The organism is Faecalimonas hominis (genome assembly GCF_054660755.1).
The window spans coordinates 1-17,927 of sequence record NZ_BAAHSH010000048.1; the positions used below are offsets into that span (position 1 = coordinate 1).

17 protein-coding genes are annotated in these 17,927 nt (G+C 40.3%); all 17 read right to left on the minus strand.

The genetic code is table 11. The features are described 5' to 3' along the window. Positions 1-70: 70 nt before the first annotated feature. Positions 71-4,519 (minus strand): discoidin domain-containing protein, encoded by a 4,449-nt coding sequence (locus ACYQ35_RS08825; RefSeq protein WP_459832444.1) that lies wholly within the window; start codon positions 4,517-4,519, stop codon positions 71-73. Between the two features lie 45 nt (positions 4,520-4,564). Further along, the gene (locus ACYQ35_RS08830; RefSeq protein ID WP_459832447.1) at positions 4,565-5,185 is read right to left on the minus strand and encodes a sugar-binding domain-containing protein; all 621 of its coding nucleotides are present in this window, start codon (positions 5,183-5,185) and stop codon (positions 4,565-4,567) included. A 162-nt stretch (positions 5,186-5,347) separates the two neighbouring features. Continuing rightward, positions 5,348-6,250, minus strand: coding sequence for a dihydroorotate dehydrogenase (locus ACYQ35_RS08835; RefSeq protein WP_009461963.1), 903 nt, complete (start codon positions 6,248-6,250; stop codon positions 5,348-5,350). Next, the gene (locus tag ACYQ35_RS08840; protein WP_459832451.1) at positions 6,250-7,020 is read right to left on the minus strand and encodes a dihydroorotate dehydrogenase electron transfer subunit; all 771 of its coding nucleotides are present in this window, start codon (positions 7,018-7,020) and stop codon (positions 6,250-6,252) included. Before ACYQ35_RS08840 ends, ACYQ35_RS08835 begins: the two co-directional genes overlap by 1 nt. 12 nt (positions 7,021-7,032) lie before the next feature. Further along, positions 7,033-7,959, minus strand: coding sequence for an orotidine-5'-phosphate decarboxylase (gene pyrF, locus ACYQ35_RS08845; RefSeq protein ID WP_459832454.1), 927 nt, complete (start codon positions 7,957-7,959; stop codon positions 7,033-7,035). A 12-nt stretch (positions 7,960-7,971) separates the two neighbouring features. Next, positions 7,972-9,261 carry a dihydroorotase gene (locus ACYQ35_RS08850; protein WP_459832458.1) on the minus strand — a complete coding sequence of 430 codons (1,290 nt, stop codon included), beginning with the start codon at positions 9,259-9,261 and terminating at the stop codon, positions 7,972-7,974. A 93-nt stretch (positions 9,262-9,354) separates the two neighbouring features. Next, the gene (locus tag ACYQ35_RS08855; RefSeq protein WP_459832461.1) at positions 9,355-10,530 is read right to left on the minus strand and encodes a S41 family peptidase; all 1,176 of its coding nucleotides are present in this window, start codon (positions 10,528-10,530) and stop codon (positions 9,355-9,357) included. 13 nt (positions 10,531-10,543) lie between these two features. Further along, positions 10,544-11,677, minus strand: coding sequence for a murein hydrolase activator EnvC family protein (locus ACYQ35_RS08860; protein ID WP_459832465.1), 1,134 nt, complete (start codon positions 11,675-11,677; stop codon positions 10,544-10,546). Between the two features lie 16 nt (positions 11,678-11,693). Next, the gene (ftsX, locus tag ACYQ35_RS08865; RefSeq protein ID WP_459832470.1) at positions 11,694-12,599 is read right to left on the minus strand and encodes a permease-like cell division protein FtsX; all 906 of its coding nucleotides are present in this window, start codon (positions 12,597-12,599) and stop codon (positions 11,694-11,696) included. 4 nt (positions 12,600-12,603) lie between these two features. Beyond that, complete coding sequence (gene ftsE, locus ACYQ35_RS08870; protein ID WP_009461978.1) at positions 12,604-13,275, minus strand: cell division ATP-binding protein FtsE; 672 nt, start codon at positions 13,273-13,275, stop codon at positions 12,604-12,606. 21 nt (positions 13,276-13,296) lie between these two features. After that, positions 13,297-14,382 carry a PucR family transcriptional regulator gene (locus tag ACYQ35_RS08875; protein WP_459832474.1) on the minus strand — a complete coding sequence of 362 codons (1,086 nt, stop codon included), beginning with the start codon at positions 14,380-14,382 and terminating at the stop codon, positions 13,297-13,299. Positions 14,383-14,496: 114 nt separating this feature from the next. Beyond that, on the minus strand, positions 14,497-15,180 hold the full coding sequence (locus ACYQ35_RS08880) for a WecB/TagA/CpsF family glycosyltransferase (protein WP_009461982.1): 684 nt from the start codon (positions 15,178-15,180) through the stop codon (positions 14,497-14,499). Between the two features lie 98 nt (positions 15,181-15,278). Continuing rightward, positions 15,279-15,467, minus strand: coding sequence for a small, acid-soluble spore protein, alpha/beta type (locus tag ACYQ35_RS08885; protein ID WP_009461984.1), 189 nt, complete (start codon positions 15,465-15,467; stop codon positions 15,279-15,281). Between the two features lie 383 nt (positions 15,468-15,850). After that, a complete protein-coding gene (locus ACYQ35_RS08890; protein ID WP_009461985.1) occupies positions 15,851-16,033 on the minus strand; it encodes a PspC domain-containing protein in 183 nt (60 codons plus the stop codon). A gap of 17 nt (positions 16,034-16,050) precedes the next feature. Next, the gene (locus ACYQ35_RS08895) at positions 16,051-16,884 is read right to left on the minus strand and encodes a DUF4097 family beta strand repeat-containing protein (protein WP_459832481.1); all 834 of its coding nucleotides are present in this window, start codon (positions 16,882-16,884) and stop codon (positions 16,051-16,053) included. Then, complete coding sequence (locus ACYQ35_RS08900; RefSeq protein WP_009461987.1) at positions 16,884-17,552, minus strand: DUF1700 domain-containing protein; 669 nt, start codon at positions 17,550-17,552, stop codon at positions 16,884-16,886. The genes ACYQ35_RS08895 and ACYQ35_RS08900 overlap by 1 nt, the downstream gene beginning before the upstream one ends. Further along, complete coding sequence (locus tag ACYQ35_RS08905) at positions 17,549-17,872, minus strand: PadR family transcriptional regulator (RefSeq protein ID WP_009461988.1); 324 nt, start codon at positions 17,870-17,872, stop codon at positions 17,549-17,551. Before ACYQ35_RS08905 ends, ACYQ35_RS08900 begins: the two co-directional genes overlap by 4 nt. Positions 17,873-17,927: the final 55 nt, after the last annotated feature.

Genomic DNA, 17,927 nt, shown 5'->3' on the forward strand with positions numbered 1-17,927 from the left:
TCTTGACATAGGACCATTACAGGGAGATTGCCACACGACAATCTCCCTGTTTTCCGGTTAAACCCTATATTTATTTTCTTCTTCCGCTGATTACTTTAATTGCTCCAAGCATTCCCGCTAACCAAATAAGAATATGGAAATCATCAGAAGTTTTCGGCACTTTCGTTCCATTGCCATGACCATTTTGTCCGTTATTTCCGTTTCCTGAACCATTATTGTCATTGCCATTTCCACCGTTGTTTCCATGAAAGCCGCCATTTTGGTCTTCACCTTCATTGCCGTTACCCTCATTGTTATTATCGTCAGTTTCTTTCTCCTTAAGGTTTTTCATTGCCTTCTCTACATCTTTGATTGCCTGTTGTACCTCTTCCTCAGTAGCCTCTTTGTCTTCGACAATTTCCCATGCTTTTGCAATCACTTCATTTAAAGCAGATACCGATTCGTTTGTGTATTTTCCTGATGCCGCTTCGTGTTTTGCTTTTGCAATAATATCCTTTAATGCCTCTTTGTCAACTTCTGGTTTTACAGGTTCTTCTTTTACAGTTACCTCAACAGTTGCTTTCAAACCTTTTGTATTTGCAATGCCATCAGTTAAATCCAATTCTCCTGACAGTTTATATGTGTTTGCTACATTTCCGTTATACGAAGATGTATCCCACTGTACTGAAAGTGTTCTTTCTTCGTTATTATCTAACTGTACTTTTACTGTCTGTGGAAGTTCAAGTGCAGATACAGGTGTTCCAAATTCTACTTCTTTATCTTGGACTGTTTCTACCGATACAATCTCATTTACCTGAATTGGTTTTTCCGTTACCGTCAATACCGCTTCGTCTGTAATCACCTGCTTTGCTTCCATACCTTCTTTTGTATTTACAACGAGACATCTGAATTTCATACCGTTTTCTTCTAACGATACATTTTCCTTTGTGTAAGATGAAGTTGTTGCTCCCTCAATATTCTGCCAATCTGTACCGTTATTTACCTGCCACTGATAAGTCAGGTTTCCACCGTCATTTGTTTCAGCCTCCACTGTAAATGTAACATTTTCTCCAACCTCTACAGTCTGTGACTTAGGTTGTTTTTTAATTACCGGAACTTCCGTGTCTTTTTTCAGTTCTACAACAACCGTCGTATTTTTCAACTCTTCTCCTACTTTTACTCCTTCGATTTCTGTAAGAGTTCCGTTGATTGTTGTTTCACCTTCTTTTGTCTTATCGTAGTCTGCCTCATTCCATTTTACCGGAAGTGTCGTTTTAATGTCGTCTTCTAATACTACATCTACTTCTTTTGGTAACTGTAATTCTCCAAATTCTGTTCCGACAAAAGCAGTTACTTTTTCAGTTGCTTTCACTTCTTTTACCTGACGTCCTGTTGGAACAGGTGCATATGCGTTAAAGAAACCGAAACCTTGCTCCGTTGTTCTTCCCGCCGGTAAGCGCATTCTAATATATCTTGCTGTTCCTTCCACAGCTTCATATGGCATGATTTCATTTGTTCCCTTTTCACTTCTGTCTGCAACTGTTGTCCAATTCTTGCCGTCTGTTGAGATATCAATAATGTATTTATGTGTTTCCTCTGCATTCCATGTCATCTGGATATTATCCAAATCGTAAATTCCTTTTGTATCAATATACCACCATTCATCTCCCATAGTTGCAGGATACCAGTACCAGCCCGGAACGCCGTTGCTTCCATGTCCCGGCTCTGAACCTTCTTTACACGAAGATGCAAATGCTTCTTTTTCTCTTGATACATTATAAAGTTTGTAATCTACTTTTTCTCCATAGGCTTCGATCTCTCGAATAGTAGGCCACTGATTTACCATGTTTTTCGTTGTAATATCATATACTCTTAAGTATTGCACAATATCATCAGACTGAACCGTTACTTCCTGTCCACAGCCTTCGCCTTCTCTAAAGTTTTTGATATCTTTATAGTGCACTCCGTCCACTGAACCCTGCAGTACGAATTTGTATGCGGCATCTTCTTTCTCAAATGCAATTTTCACTTCTGAAAGTTTGTAAGTATCTTTCAAATCCACCTGAATCCAGTGGTCTTTTGTACCTTCTCCGCCTTTTGCGCACCACCATGTATCCATCTTTCCGTCAACCGCATATTCCGCTTTTTCCACTTTATTTCCTACACCTGTGTTGACAGAACTTGCAGTCACCGGTTTATTCAATGCAAGATTATCTGTTTCTCCCGTTCCGGAAACATCTCTTAATACTGCCCATTCATTATTTGTTGCTTCCGTAAATGTCACGCGCACATAACGTCCCTGCACTTTTCCTTTTTCAAATGTCAGTTCCGTATCTGTACTTCCTTTGCTGTTATCAATCACAATATTTTTTGCATAGTTTTCATCTGTCATCGGATTTTCTGAAACTGCGATTGTGTAATGGTAAGCACTTCCCGATGTCTCAAACGACAGTTTCATTGTGTCCAGTTTATAAGATGCACCTAAGTCAACTTCCCACCATTGTGGATATGAGCCGCTGTTTGCACACCATTTCGTATTGTCATTTCCGTCATTTCCATATTCTTTTACTTCATGTTTACCATTTTGAGTATTTTCCGTACTTGCTCTGGAAACTTTATTTAAGAAAATGTTGCCGTCCTGTGCGTTTTCATCATCTTTTGTATTTTCATACTCATCTGCATCTCCGCCTTCCGGCACTTCCGGTAAGCCTTGCACTTCACTCGTCGGAATAACAACCGATGTTGCTTTTAAGTTTTCACTTGTTGCCGTTAAAGTAATATCTCCGCTTCCTCGTTTACTTTTTACCCATACGGCAAGCTGTCCGCCCTTTGTTGTAACAGTCTTTGGACCTACTACAAGTCCCGGACCTTCTACCTCTAAGTTCACATCTGTATATGCGCTTGGTACAACTGTTCCGTTTTTATCTGTAATATCAATCCATACAAGTTTTGCACTGCTTCCGTCTAACGGAACTTTTGCGTCGCTTTCCGGACGAAGTTGAATCTGCATAGCTGCTTCAGGTGATTTTCTGATATACTCTGTAACTTCTTTACCGTCAATTTTTCCGACTGCCTTTAATTCGCCCGCCTCATATTTGTCTAAGTCAAATGTAATCGGAGCATTTTTCATTGCATCTGTGCTGATTTCTTTTCCTGCTCCATCTTGCGGATAGTGCATCGGATCACCGTCTCCGTGTGGTCCCCATGTTGTCTTATCATGTCCTTTTTCGCCAAGACTCTTACCGTTTAGGAACAACTCAACCGTATCACAGTTGCTGAAAATACGTACTTCTTTATCTGCTTTTGCGTCCCATGTATTTGCAATATATACCATTGGACCTGTTTTTACTCCGTATTGGCTCATATCGACGCTGGCATCTCTCTGACTCTGGAAGAAATATGCACCGTGTTTTGGAAGTCTGTACAAATCCACAACACCACAGTTTGTCAGAATACCGGCATCAAATCCTGCATAGTCCGCATAATCCCAATACATAGCTGCTCCAAGCCAGTTTTTTCCACGGGAACGGTTTGTCTGAACACTTTCCTGAATGTTATCCGACTGGATTAACATTCCTTCATCGCCGCCTTTTTTCCCTGCGTTATTTTTATCTTCTCTTGTTACACGGGTTGTTGAACCTGAACCGCCATAATTCCAGTCACCGTACTCTGCAATAATCATCGATTTATCTTTGTATTTTGGATTTTCAGCACCCTCATTTCCCGTACCGAAAATACCTGCCTGAGGAGTGGAAAGACCGATGTCCCAGACGTCCCAATGATAGCAGCCTGCCGTATATCCGTACATATCTCCGTCCTCCGGATATTCTTCTTTTACAATACGGTTCATTTCCTTTGCCCACTCTTTATTGTAACCTGTTTCATTTAAACTGGATTCCCACACAACAATTGACGGGTGATTTCTTTTATGTCTGATATCTGTCTGTAATTCTCTGTATGTACTATTCTTAAATGCCTCGGTATTGTTAAAATACTGCCACCCTGACGGGCATTCAACAACCATAACACCATATTTATCACAGGCGTCATAGTATGCCTGACGATGAGGATAGTGAGACATTCTCATAATATCGAATCCGCTTTCTTTGAATCGTTTTACTTCCTCATAAATCGCATTGTCCGGCATTGCATTACCAAACATATATGTTTCTCCGTGAAGGTTTGCACCTTCCACATCAGTCTTTTTATTGTTAATGTAAAGACCGTCTCTCTTCCACTCTACTTTTCGGATACCATATTTTGTTTCTATTGTATCTTTCACAACACCGTCTGCTTTTACGGTGGAGCGCACCGTATACAGTTCAGGTGTATCCGGCGACCATAATCTTGGATTTGTTACCTGTAGAGATTGATTAAAGTATTGTGCTTTTCCGCTTTCAATAGAAAGTTTATCTTCTTTTGATACAACAACATTTCCGCCCTCATCTAAAGGTTCCGTAAGAAGTGTTGTCTCTTTGTTTTCTTTACCTTCATTTTCCACATGTGTTTTTACTTTAACTGTGGCTTTGTCTTTCGCCACCTCAGGAGCCGTAATAAATACGCCGCCTCCCGCCGTTTCATTTGCCTAAACTGCATCAGTAATGTGAAGTTCATCTGTTACGGTAATGTACGAGTTTCCGTAAATTCCTCCGAAATACTGGAAATCCGGCTGTGCTTTACCCGGTGCGAAACTCGTATTTGCACGGCTGTCAATTTTTACCGCAATTGTATTTTCCGTCCCGTAATTTACCTTGTCAGAAATATCAATCACGAACGGAATGTAACCGCCCTCATGTGTCATCACTTTTGTCCCGTTAATATACACATTGGCTTTCTGCATTGCAGCCTCAAAAGTAAGAAGCAGTTTCTTTCCTTTAAGACTTTCATCTACCTGGAAATCTTTTCGATACCAACTGATTCCGAGATAGGCATCTTTATTTTCCACAGTGTAAAATGTTGTTGAATGAGGAAGATTGACATATCCCCACTCTTCATCGGCAAAATCTACTGCTTCTCCGCCTGATACGTCTCCTTTCTTGTAACGCCAATCCGTATTGAAATTAATGACATTACGTTCTGTGCTTTTCACTGCTTCCTTCTCTGTCTTAACTTCTGATGCCGCCTGGGTTTTCACAACACCATATGGGCTAACCATTCCCCCGACTAAAGTTAAGGCAGTGAGCAGCGCCACTACTTTTCTTTTCATATCTCACGCCTCCCTATTTAAATAATATTCTCGTCACCATTTTATCGTTGTCACTCAATAAAGTATGTAGTATTTTTTATCCTTTTGGTATAATTTTTTACACAATCGCTTTAGTTTGTGAAAAAAATGTGAACGGGGACGTANNTACGTCCCCGTTCACATTTATTTCACTAATCCAACCATATCCCGTATGTTTTCAAAGTCATATCGTTTCATATATTGTTCAATTCCTTCCGCAATTTCCATAGTAACGGACGGATTGATGAAGTTGGCTGTTCCGACTGCAACCGCCGTAGCTCCCGCTAAAATAAATTCGATTGCATCTTCTGCCGTTGCAATTCCTCCCATTGCGATTATCGGAAGTTTGATTGCGTTTGCCGTCTGGTAAACCATGCGTACTGCAATTGGTTTGATTGCAGGACCGGATACTCCTCCAGTTTTATTTGCCAGAGCAAATGTTCTCTTATGTACATCAATTTTCATTCCCGTCAATGTATTAATAAGAGAAACTGCATCTGCTCCGCCCGCTTCTACCGCTTTTGCCATTTCGGTAATGTCCGTTACGTTCGGACTCAATTTCATAATCACCGGCTGTTTCGCATATTTTTTAATTTCTTTTGTGATTTCCTCCGCTGATTTCGGATTTTGCCCGAAAGCAATTCCTCCTTCTTTGACATTCGGGCAGGAAATATTAATTTCCAGCATATCCACATCTTCATGAGATAATCGTTCCACGACTTCACAGTAGTCTTCCGTCGTTCTTCCACATACGTTTACAATAATCTTCGTGTCATACTGACGTAAAAACGGAATGTCTCTTTTGCAGAAAACATCGATTCCCGGATTCTGCAAACCCACAGCATTCATCATTCCACCGTATGTTTCTGCAATACGTGGAGTTGGATTTCCTTCCCACGCAACGTTTGCCACCCCTTTTGTTGTCACGGCACCGATTTTGTTTAAATCAACAAATTCCGCAAATTCCGCGCCTGAGCCGAATGTTCCTGACGCTGTCGTCACCGGATTTTTCCATTCCACTCCTGCAATATTTATTTTCGTGTTCATTATAAATCCACCTCCGTTGCCAAAAAGACAGGACCGTCTTTACAAATTCGTTTATTATGTACGTTTGTGTGATGGTCTTTTTCCTTAGATTTACATACACATGCAAGACAGGCACCGATTCCGCACGCCATTCTTTCCTCCATGGAAATGTAGCATTCGATATTATTTTCTTCGGCATATGTTTTCAATGCACGGAGCATCGGTGTAGGTCCGCAAGCGTAAATAATATCTGCCGTCAATCCGTTTTCTCTGATAGCGTCCAACACATTTCCCTTCGTTCCCGCACTTCCGTCTTCTGTTGCCACATAAACTTCTCCATTTTCAGAAAGTTCTTCTGTTAAAAACAACTCATCACGATAGCCAACAACAATCTGTTTCTCTGCGTCTAACTGTTTTGCTAATTCAAGCATCGGAGGAATACCGATGCCCCCGCCAATCAAAAACGCTTTCTTTTCTTTTAACGGAAAACCGTTTCCAAGAGGTCCTAAAATTTCAATTTCATCACCTGACACTAGTTTAGAAAATTGTTCTGTTCCCGTATTCTCTCCCGTAACTCTGTAAACAACCCGTAACTGTTTATTTTCTTTGTCAATTTCACAGATACTGATTGGACGAGGCAATAATTTTCCGCTGTCATTTGTATACATAGAAATAAACTGTCCGGCTTTTGCTGAAACGGCAGCCTCTGCACGAAGCCATAAACTGTAAATATCTGTCGCTATCTGTTCCTGTGATACGACAACTGCTCTTTCTTTTTCTCTCTTTTCCATTTTCGTTCTCCCCTATCTGTTTTCCAACGCTCCGTTAATATCGGCAATCATTGTTTCAACTGCTTTTCTTGATGCATCTGCGAAATTTTCTTCTCCAAACTCAGCATATGCTTCCTGTTTATAAGCAGCAATAATTCCTCTTGAAGAATTTACGATTGCACCTAAGCCGTCCTCATTGAAGAAGTGTACAAGGTCTTTTCCCTGTCCTCCCTGTGCACCATAACCCGGAACAAGAATATAAGATTTTGGCATAACTTTTCGGAGAACTTTTCCCATTTCCGGATAAGTTGCACCTACAACTGCACCGATATAACTGTATTCATCACCCATGTGGTTTTCGCCCCACTGTGCTACTTTTTCTCCAACCAATTCATATAACGGTCTTCCATCAACAAGTTTGTCCTGGAATTCTCCACTTGACGGATTTGATGTCTTCACCAAAATAAATAATCCTTTATTTTCTTCCTTACATACATCAATAAATGGATTAATTCCGTCTGAACCTAAATACGGATTAACTGTGGCAAAATCTTCGTCAAACGGAACATAAGATTTGCTTCCAACCTGTACATGACCAAGATGTCCTACAGCATACGCTGAAGAAGTTGAACCAATATCGCCTCTCTTAATGTCCCCAATCACTACCAAACCTTTTTCTTTACAGTAATCTACTGTCTTTTTAAATGCCACAAGTCCCGGAATACCGAACTGTTCATACATGGCAATCTGTGGTTTTACCGCAGGAATTAAATCGTATGTCTTATCAATGATTTCTTTGTTGAACTGCCAAATGGCTTCCCCTGCTCCTTCCAATGTCTCTCCAAATTCCGCAAACGCTTTCTTTTGGATATGCTGTGGAATGTAGTTTAACATCGGGTCTAATCCCACTACGATCGGCGCTTTCGTTCTCTTAATATTTTCTACTAATTTGTTAATCATATTTTCTTCCTCCTAGTATGCTGTATTCTCATAAACCATTTTTCCGCCTACAAACGTATAACGCACGTCACCTTTTACTGCGTAATTGTCAAATGGCGTGTTTTTCCCTTTTGATAAAAATGTATTTTTGTCAATGCGATATTCTCTCTTCGGGTCAAAAATAACGATATCCGCAATCATTCCCTCGGAAACAGAACCTTTTTCACCTGCAATTCCAAGTATTTTTGCAGGATTATAGCTCATCTTCTCAGCCATCTGCATCGGTGTCAGAATCCCTTTGTCCACCAATTCTGTATAAGTAAGAGCGGCAGATGTCTCCAGTCCTACGATGCCAAACATGGCGTCCTTCATGGATTTATTCTTCTCCTCCGCTGAATGCGGCGCATGGTCCGTGGCAATCACGTCCATAATATTATTTCTCAAACCTTCCTTTAACGCCTCCACATCTTCCCTGCTGCGAAGAGGCGGATTCATCTTATAATTTCCGTCATCTTCCGGTATGTCTTCCGTCGTTAAAATAAAGTGGTGCGGACAAACTTCAGCCGTCACCGGAAGACCTTCTTTCTTCGCCTCCGCAACCATTTTCACGCTGTCCGCAGTGGAACAGTGACACAAATGCAATTGTACTCCCGTTTCTTTCGCCAGTAAAATATCTCTCGCCACAATTACGTCTTCCACCGCATTTGTAATTCCTTTTAATCCCAATTTTTTCGCTTTCTCATCTGCGTTCATCACTCCGCCTTCCACCATTGTGATGTCCTCGCAATGAGCAAAAATTGAAATATTATTTTCTTTCGCCTGTTTCATCGCCTGACGGTAAAGAGAAGCGTTCATCACGGATTTTCCGTCTTCACTTACTGCATGGCAGCCTGCTTTTGCCATTCCTTTAATATCTGCCAGTTCTTCCCCTTTTTGTCCTACGGTAATTGCACCCAACTGAATAACATTTACCGGAGATTCCGTTCTGGAACGGCGGTGTACTTCCGAAACTTTTTCTCCTGTATCCATAACCGGTTTTGTGTTCGGCATTGCACAAATGGTAGTGATGCCGCCCCTTGCCCCTGCATGTCCGCCTGTCTGTAATGTCTCTTTATATTCCAGTCCCGGATCTCTTAAATGGACATGGAGGTCAATGAATCCCGGCATGACATAGCACCCTGTCGCATCGACTGTCCTGTCTGCTTCACTGACAATGTCACTATCTACTTTAACAATTCTGTCATCTTCAATCAGCACATCGCAAACTTCGTCACGCTGTGTTTTCGGGTCTAATACATGACCATGTTTAATTAATGTTCTCATTATTTTACAACCTTTCTGCAAAATTACATATAGTTTTATTCTACCATAGGCTAACAAAAAAAGGAATGCAAAAATTTGCATTCCTCTTTCTTACTATTTCATTTTTTCTTTTAATACTTCTATCGCCTTATCCAACTGATTATCTGCATCAGCGTTGTTTTTGTCGTATTGATACTCTACTTCCACATCAGGTTTGATTCCTTTTTCATGAATATTTCTTCCCTTCGGTGTAAAATATTCTGCGATAGTTAGTTTTAGGCAGGTTCCGTCTTTCAGATCAAATAACTGCTGCACGACACCTTTTCCATAAGTAGTTGTTCCCACAAGTGTACCCAACTGATAATCCTGAATTGCACCCGCAAAAATTTCTGAAGCGCTGGCGCTTCTGCCGTCCACCAGAACAGTCATTGGCATTTCCAGTTTATGTTCTTCATCGGAAGTCATCACTTCACGCTTGCCGTCTTTATCCTCGGTATAGACAATCAGTCCTTCCGGCAGGATATAGTCAAGCATCTGGCATACTGTAGATAAATTTCCACCCGGGTTTCCACGAAGGTCAATAATAATTCCCTTCATTCCCTGTTTCTTTAAATCCGTTATTGCTTCCACAAACTGATTATATGTAACCATGTCAAACTCAGTTACGCGGACATATCCGATATGATCTTCTTTCATCTCGTATTCAATTGTATGTGCTTCCAATTTCTCACGTGTCGCCGTCGCTTCATATTCTTTTCCGTCACGGAGAACGGTAATGGTCACTTCCGTTCCCTCTTCACCTTTGATTTTATTGACAACTTTACTGATGTCCTCGGTGGAAATGTCTTTTCCGTTGACTTTATAAAGAATATCGTTATTTTTAAAACCTGCTTTTTCTGCCGGAGAATCTTCATACACATTTACCATTGTAATCACTCCGGTCTCTAAATTCTGGGACATGACCGCCCCAATTCCACTGTACTCTCCCTCAGTAGTTTCATACAGTTCCTTTGTCTCTTCTTCGTTATAATATACGGAATACGGATCTTTTAAACCATTCACATATCCTTTTAACAGGAAGTTTTCCAAATCACTCTCTTTGATTTCATCTCCCTTTAAGTAAGAATCGTCGATAATATCTTTTATCTGCTCCAATTTGCGCGCTGTCTTTTTGTCAATGGTTTCCCCATATCCTGTATTTTTCAAATACATTCCCGCTGCTCCCGCAACGACTAAAGTAACGAGGGTGCCGCAAAGCACCCCCTTTAAAAATCCTCTTTTATCTCCCATATGTGAGTCCTATCTATAAATACTTTCTTGGGTCTACTAATTCTCCACTTGCCTCTTCTACAATAAAATGTAAATGCGGCCCGCTTACTCTTCCTGTTTTTCCAACTGTTGCAATATTTTGACCTCTGCTGACTTTCTGTCCTTTGCTGACAAAAATATCCGTACAGTGCTGATACCATGTTGTAAGCCCGTTCGGGTGTCTGATAACAACATAATTCCCGCGAACTGCCTGATTTCCCGTGCGAATTACAGTTCCTTCCGCTGCCGCATAAATCGGTGTTCCTATCGGAGCTCCGTAATCGCGTCCTTCGTGAAATGTACTTGCTCCCGGAACCGGTGCCTCACGAGGTCCAAACTCGCTTGTAATTCTTCCCGCCGGACACGGATTGGAAAGATACCCGTTTCCTCCTGAGATTACCGGAGCGCCCGGTTTATTGCCCGAACCTCCTGACGGTTTCTTATTTGCATTTGCCGCCTCCTGCTTTCTTCTCTCAGCCTCTTTCGCCTTTTCAATCAAAGCATTCAACGTTTTTGTATTCTCGCTAATCTGTGCATCTAATTTTGCAATTTCTTCCTTCTTTGAATCGAGAAGTGTCTGCACTTCCTTCTGTTTCGTTTCCAAATCTTTCTGAAGTACGACTAAACTTTCCTTTTCTTTCTTCAGAGCTTTTTCCTTTTTCTCCACTTCTTTTACCAATTTTGCAAACTGGTCAAGCATCTTCCTGTCATATTGGGAAACCTGCTCCACATACTCTGTTTTGTTGAGGAAGTCCCCCATATCCTCTGCCTCAAGCAGTATCTGCATCATTTCTGAATTACCGTTCTCATAAACATATTTAATACGGATTAACATGCTTTCATACTGCTTGTTCTCTTTAATCTCTGCCTCTACAAGTTCATCTTCCGCCACTGCGATCTCATCTTCTTTTTTCTCCACATTGGCCTGAGCCGTCTGCATTTCCGTTATAATACTATTCAGACGCTCACTCAAAGATTCCTGCTCTTTTTCGGCCTGTTTCTTCTGTTCTTCCAATTGCTGCCCTTTTTGTTCCGCCGAATGGATACTCTCTGCATGAACCGGTTTAAAAACACTTCCTGCAATAAGAACTGTTGCCAAAACTAAACTGATTGCTCTTTTTCCTGCCATTCCACTACCTCTTAGATTATACCTTTAAGTGCTTACGAATTGTTAAGAAACTTCCGACAAAACCGATTCCGATACCAAGGGCAATGCCAATTGGCAACAATGTCTTATATACCTCTGTTACCGGAAGGAATGTAAGAAGGTTGTTCAATATTTTAAATTTAATTAAAATGTATCCTACCGCCTTTTCATAGAGGAAGTAAAGCGCCGCAAGAGGAATAATTGCTCCCACAAGCCCAATCAAAAGACCTTCTATGATAAACGGCATTCTGACAAAGGCATCTTTCGCCCCTATATATTTCATAATCGCAATCTCTTCACGCCTGATGGAAATACCCATTGTAACCGTGTTGCTGATTAGGAAAATCGAAACGGCAAGCAAAATGATAATAATTGCCGCTGATACATATAAAATTAATTTGTTAATACCTGACAATGTCTTTGCCACTGTATCCGATTTATTTACCTGACGTACTCCTTCAAGTCCGCTTACATATTTTACCAGGTCTTTCTGTTTGGAAACGTCTTTCATATATACCTGATAGTTATCTGAATTTACAAGCGGGTTATCTGCGAAACCTTCCGCCAGATATTCCTTATCGCCAAAATATTTCTTCTTGTAGTCTTCCCATGCCTGCTCCCCGGAAGTATATTCCACACGGGAAACTTCTTTCCTGTCTTTAATCAGTTTACCGATTTCATCAATATGGTTCTTCTCCAATCCTTCATCAAAGAATACGGTAATCGCAACTCCTTCTTCCGCACTTTTTACAATGTTCTGAAAGTTCACGATAATCGAGAAAAACAATCCGAACATAAAAATACAAGCCGACATTGTTGCAATAGATGCAAGGGAAAACATCTTATTTCTACCAATATTTTTAACCCCTTGTTTCATTGTATATCCTACTGTACTTATTCTCATTTTTCTACTCGCCCTCTTTCTCGTCGCTGACAATGACTCCCTTTTGCATTGTAATGACACGTTTCTTCATCTCTGCTACAATCTCGTGATTGTGAGTAACTACGATTACGGTAGTTCCTCTCTCATTTGCCTCCTCAAGAAGTTTCATAATCTCCCACGCATTTGTCGGGTCAAGGTTTCCCGTAGGCTCGTCAGCAAGCAAAATTGCCGGTTCATTTACAACCGCTCTGGCTATGGCAACTCTCTGCTGCTCCCCTCCTGACAACTGTTTCGGATAAGCCTTATATTTCTGCGCAAGTCCCACAAGTGAAAGCGCTGCCGGAACTTTCTGTTTCAGCACGCGTGTAGGCGTTTCGATTACTCTCTGTGCAAAAGCGATATTCTCATAAATATTTCTGTCCTTCAACAGACGGAAATCCTGAAATACAACCCCGAGATGTCTTCTATATTTTGCAATATGTCTGTGTTTCATTCTGTTGAGGTTAATTCCATTTACAATGATTGTACCTGACGTTGGGTCTAACTCTTTCATCAAAAGACGAATCAGTGTTGATTTTCCCGAACCACTGTCACCTACAATAAATACGAACTCTCCCTGTTCAATTTTTAAATTTATTCCATTCAAGGCAGCAACGCCCTTGGAATATTCCTTTGTGACGTCCTTTAATTCAATCATATGTTCCTCCTATATTAACTACTAATACTCCAGTGTTTCCATATACTTCATATATTTTACAACCATCAGCGCAATTTTAAATGTAATGGCATCTTCAAACACTCTCAAATCCAATCCCGTGCTTTTTTGCAACTTGTCCAATCTGTAAACAAGAGTATTTCTATGAATGTATAGTTGTCTTGATGTCTCTGATACATTCAAACTATTCTCAAAGAATTTATTGATTGTCGTCAATGTCTCCTCATCAAACTCGTCCGGAGATTTCCCCTCAAAAATCTCTCGAATAAACATTTTACAAAGAGGTAACGGTAACTGATAAATCAGTCGTCCTATACCCAGTGTACTGTATGCAACAATATCTTTCTCGTCAAAAAAGATTTTTCCTACATCTAACGCAAGTTTTGCTTCCTTATAAGATTTTGACACTTCTTTAATGTCATTTACAATTGTTCCATATGCAATATGAACTTCCTCTCCCTCTGTCTTTAGGATTTCCAAAATCTCATTTGCAACTTTCTCCATCTCAGGATAGCCTTCATTAGTACCAAGTTCTTTTACAATGATAATGTTTCTCTCATCAACTGCAGTCACAAAATCTTTTGATTTCATGCCGAGCAGGGAACGAATATGTTCCATTGTACCTGTATCTTTTTCGCGTGCTGTCTCAATGACAAAAATCACACGTCTTACATCGGTTTCAATATGTAGTTTCTTTGCACGGTTATAAATATCCACCAGCAAAAGATTGTCCAGCAATAAATTTTTAATAAAATTGTCTTTATCAAAACGTTCCTTATATGCTACCAACAGATTCTGTATCTGAAAGGCTGCAATCTTACCCACCATGTAAACATCATCACTACTGCCATTTACTACCAATATATATTCCAACTGGTGCTCATCAAAGATTTTAAAGAACTGGTATCCCTGAATAACCTGACTGTCTGCCGGTGACTCTACGAAAGAATCCAGCGAATTCTCATAGTGCTCCTGTTCCACAAATGTACTTGCCAACACCTTGCCATCTGTGTCCAGAATACTTAAATCTATTCTTGTAATCGCCTTCAATCCTTCAATTGTGTTCTGAAGTATTTGATTTGATATCATACTTTTGCTCCTTATCTTTATTATTTTAACAGTAGTTTCTCCATTAAAAAACTGTATATTCATTCTACATTTTAATACAATTAACCAAAAAAATAAAGAGGAAATACTTTGAATTTATACATTTCCTCTTTTTTGTCTTTCTTTCTCCACTTCTCGCTTTAGGAAACGTTTAATCATAAACTCCCTTATCGGCTTTTTCCCTTTCTTCTTGTCAAGCGGAAGAGGTGTATTTTTTCCTAATCCTAACCACATGCGCGTGTTCAGCAAAATGCGGTTTCTCACTACAAATGCTTCCTGAAACGGGGAAGAAATCATTGACAGTACGCAATCTGCTTCCGCACCGTTTACGCTGTTTAAAATCATATCGTCTGCCGAAGAGTCTGTCGGTACAACCTCTCCTCCTACAATCTGAATCCCATAATAATATTCCTGCAAATATTCTTTCAGATGTATCTTCTCGTCCTCAGATTCCGTCAGAAGAAATATTCTGTTATGGTTCTTATGAAAAAACCGTAAAAGCATTTTCACAAACAGTTGTGAATCCGCCTCCTGCAGTTTCTTCCTATCCGTAACCTCTGCAACTTCCAATACTGCCTGCTCTCCCGCAAGAACTAAATCCGCCTGAGCAATATTGTCTTTAAGATTCTCATCTTCCTTACTCTTTACCAATGTGTTCGCACTGATAATTTCCACAATATTCATCGGCTCGGTCTGCATATATTCCATAACCTTCTGCATGGCTTCTTTAGCCGTATTGTTATTCAATTCAATTTCTAACACATTTACTCTACTTTTCATAACCTTCTCCATTATCTTCCTCAATTGAAGGATTATAGCAGACTTATTGTTATTTTTCAACCCACGTTACAAATTGTTCACATTTTTAAATAATTCTGTTATTTCTTCTGCCTTTTCTTCTTTGTAATTATCCCGCCGATTCTTCCCGTTTCTTTAGATGTCAGCGAACGCCACCCTTCTGATAAAACTTTATCCAGAAGTCCCAGTTCTTCCGCAACTTCATATTTCAATTTTTCCTCCGGCTCAATCTCGCTTAGTATAATCGGTAATTTTTCTTTTTTCGCCATGTTGGTTCCCCTTTCTTCTTTATAAAATAAGGATTGCCGGGAATTTTCGTTTTATTCGGGGACGTAGTGTTTTCCTATTTTACTACGTCCCTTTTTAAGTTTTACTGTGTCCCTTTTTTTCCGAAAGGGGTGTCCCTTTTTGAGATATACCTATACAAAGCCCGTAAAATCGCGGTTTATCAACATATTGATTATTTTCTCTTAAAACAATCAAATGCATTTAAACTTTTTACAGCGTATTTACTGGCTTTGTAGCACGTTTATCCCTTTGTAATTTTGTTCTTCCTTCAAAAAGGGACAGGGCATTTCTAAAAAAGGGACGGGGTAAATGAGAATTGGGGACGTAATCTTTTTCAAAAAAACTACGTCCCCAATTCTCAATTCTACCTATCCGGAATAATAACCGCTGCCACAAAGTATCCAAATATCATCGTACCAAAACTGAAACAAGTTGCAAGCACCATTCCCAATCGTACCAGTGTAGGATCAATGTTAAAATATTCTGCCACTCCCCCACACACTCCGCACACTTTACGGTCCACTGTTGAACGATATAATTTTTTCATTTTCCTTACCTCCTGTTTTACTGAACAAATGTAACATTTACTTTTCCTGTTGCACAATCAATTCCCATCTCTTTTCCGGCATGGTTGTTGATTGTTTTTTCTACTGCCAGTCCTGAAAATGTCTGTCCGCCGAGATTTACTTCTCCTGCACCTACTTCGATTTCATAATTGTAATCTGTCTGCGCCCCCTTTGTTTCAAGGTTGATTGCAGCGCCTCCACACTCTAAATCTATATCTGCTTGAGCAGTTCCTTTGATATTTGCAGCACCCTGACCACAGGAAACGCTTAGTTCTCCCACCGTAAAGTCTGCCGCTGTGATTTCTCCGCGTTCAACTGACAACTCTAATTCATTTGCCTGTATTCCGCTCAAATCTATCGCTCCCTCATTGACTTGGACATTTGCCTCTGTCAGTTTCATATTTCTCGGAACGTAAATGGTTAATGTTCCTCCATTGTCTGTTCTGTTTCCTCTTCGTGACGTTTCTATTTCCAGTGTAGAACCTTCTTCACGAATCACGATTCCAGCCTCTTCGTCTGTTGCATTTTTCACGCGAATTACATTTTCGTCCGTTACGACAACTTCAACCTTCACTTTGTTTACTTCCACATCAATTCCTTTTGCGTTTGGAAATTCTCCTTCTTTTACCGTCTTCACAGACTGTAATGTTCTGTTATCAAAATCATCATCGTCGTCATCGTCATCATCTGTAATGAATCCGATTCCCCTGTGTACCGCACCTCTGACATCTTCATCTGTCACGCCTATTGCAAATCCGGCAATACATAAAACAACTCCAAGTCCCGCCAACACGGCACAAATAATCGCAAATATTTTCCAACCCTTTTTCATTATCTGCTCTCCTTTCTATGAACGAATTTTCTGAAAATGTTTACCAGTCCTCTGAATAAAACCGGAAATACTATCATACACGCTTTTACCATCAACACTGTTGCCACAAGTCCTGCGACGAAAGCCAAAATTCCTCCGCCCATAACAACAAGCGCCAGTGCCGGAAAATGAAACATTTCCAATATTCCGCATATTGTTATGCAAAAACCACAAATCATAACGGTGGCCGCCAACAATACCAGTGTTCCCAAAACAGCAAATCCTGAAACGGCTATTGCAAATATAACTGCAAGTCCTGCCAATGCAAGCGGAAAAATAATCGGTAAAGTGAAAATCGCTATTGCGACAATGAGGATAATTTTTAACCAATCATTTGTTTTTGGTTTGTTTTCTTCTCTCCTTGCCGGAGTTTCCTTCTCCTCAAATCTCGTGTCCGTATAACCCGTTTCTCTGTACTCGCTGCTTTCCTCTCCTCGTCCCCGAAGCCCTGCTTTGATTGTCTGCGCAACTTTTTTCGGACTTTCCAGTTCGGAAATAACATGCTGTTCATTTTCCAATCCTGCATCAGCAAAATAATCTTCATAATACTGCATCGCTTCTTTGCGCTCTTCTTCCGGTATTTCTTTCAGCAGTTTCTCCAATTCAGTCATAAACTCTATGCGATTCATACTGCCACACCTCCCTCAAACATCTCACTAATCTTTCTTGAATAATTTTTCCATTCTATCCGATACAGATTCAACTGTGCCATTCCTTTTTCCGTCACTTTATAGTATCTTCGGTTTCTACCGTCAAACTGCATATCGTAAACTTCCAGACACTCGTCTTTCTGCAATCTTCTGAGTACCGGATATAAAGTGGATTCAGAAACGTCCAATGCCTGACGTACGTCCTGTGTAATTTTATAACCGTACGTTCCCTGTTGTTCTCTTGAAACGACAGCCAATACAATCGCATCTAAAAGCGCTGCTCCTGTATTAAATACCATTCCTCCACTCCCTTTCTTAAATAATATTGTTTTGATAAGCATATTATATAATGTA

Coding starts and splice junctions, on each gene's coding strand:
- ACYQ35_RS08830 (WP_459832447.1), bottom strand. CDS start 5,185: ATGAAAAGAAAAGTAGTGGCGCTGCTCACTGCCTTAACTTTAGTCGGG.
- ACYQ35_RS08835 (WP_009461963.1), bottom strand. CDS start 6,250: ATGAACACGAAAATAAATATTGCAGGAGTGGAATGGAAAAATCCGGTG.
- ACYQ35_RS08840 (WP_459832451.1), bottom strand. CDS start 7,020: ATGGAAAAGAGAGAAAAAGAAAGAGCAGTTGTCGTATCACAGGAACAG.
- pyrF (WP_459832454.1), bottom strand. CDS start 7,959: ATGATTAACAAATTAGTAGAAAATATTAAGAGAACGAAAGCGCCGATC.
- ACYQ35_RS08850 (WP_459832458.1), bottom strand. CDS start 9,261: ATGAGAACATTAATTAAACATGGTCATGTATTAGACCCGAAAACACAG.
- ACYQ35_RS08855 (WP_459832461.1), bottom strand. CDS start 10,530: ATGGGAGATAAAAGAGGATTTTTAAAGGGGGTGCTTTGCGGCACCCTC.
- ACYQ35_RS08860 (WP_459832465.1), bottom strand. CDS start 11,677: ATGGCAGGAAAAAGAGCAATCAGTTTAGTTTTGGCAACAGTTCTTATT.
- ftsX (WP_459832470.1), bottom strand. CDS start 12,599: ATGAGAATAAGTACAGTAGGATATACAATGAAACAAGGGGTTAAAAAT.
- ftsE (WP_009461978.1), bottom strand. CDS start 13,275: ATGATTGAATTAAAGGACGTCACAAAGGAATATTCCAAGGGCGTTGCT.
- ACYQ35_RS08875 (WP_459832474.1), bottom strand. CDS start 14,382: ATGATATCAAATCAAATACTTCAGAACACAATTGAAGGATTGAAGGCG.
- ACYQ35_RS08880 (WP_009461982.1), bottom strand. CDS start 15,180: ATGAAAAGTAGAGTAAATGTGTTAGAAATTGAATTGAATAACAATACG.
- ACYQ35_RS08885 (WP_009461984.1), bottom strand. CDS start 15,467: ATGGCGAAAAAAGAAAAATTACCGATTATACTAAGCGAGATTGAGCCG.
- ACYQ35_RS08890 (WP_009461985.1), bottom strand. CDS start 16,033: ATGAAAAAATTATATCGTTCAACAGTGGACCGTAAAGTGTGCGGAGTG.
- ACYQ35_RS08895 (WP_459832481.1), bottom strand. CDS start 16,884: ATGAAAAAGGGTTGGAAAATATTTGCGATTATTTGTGCCGTGTTGGCG.
- ACYQ35_RS08900 (WP_009461987.1), bottom strand. CDS start 17,552: ATGAATCGCATAGAGTTTATGACTGAATTGGAGAAACTGCTGAAAGAA.
- ACYQ35_RS08905 (WP_009461988.1), bottom strand. CDS start 17,872: ATGGTATTTAATACAGGAGCAGCGCTTTTAGATGCGATTGTATTGGCT.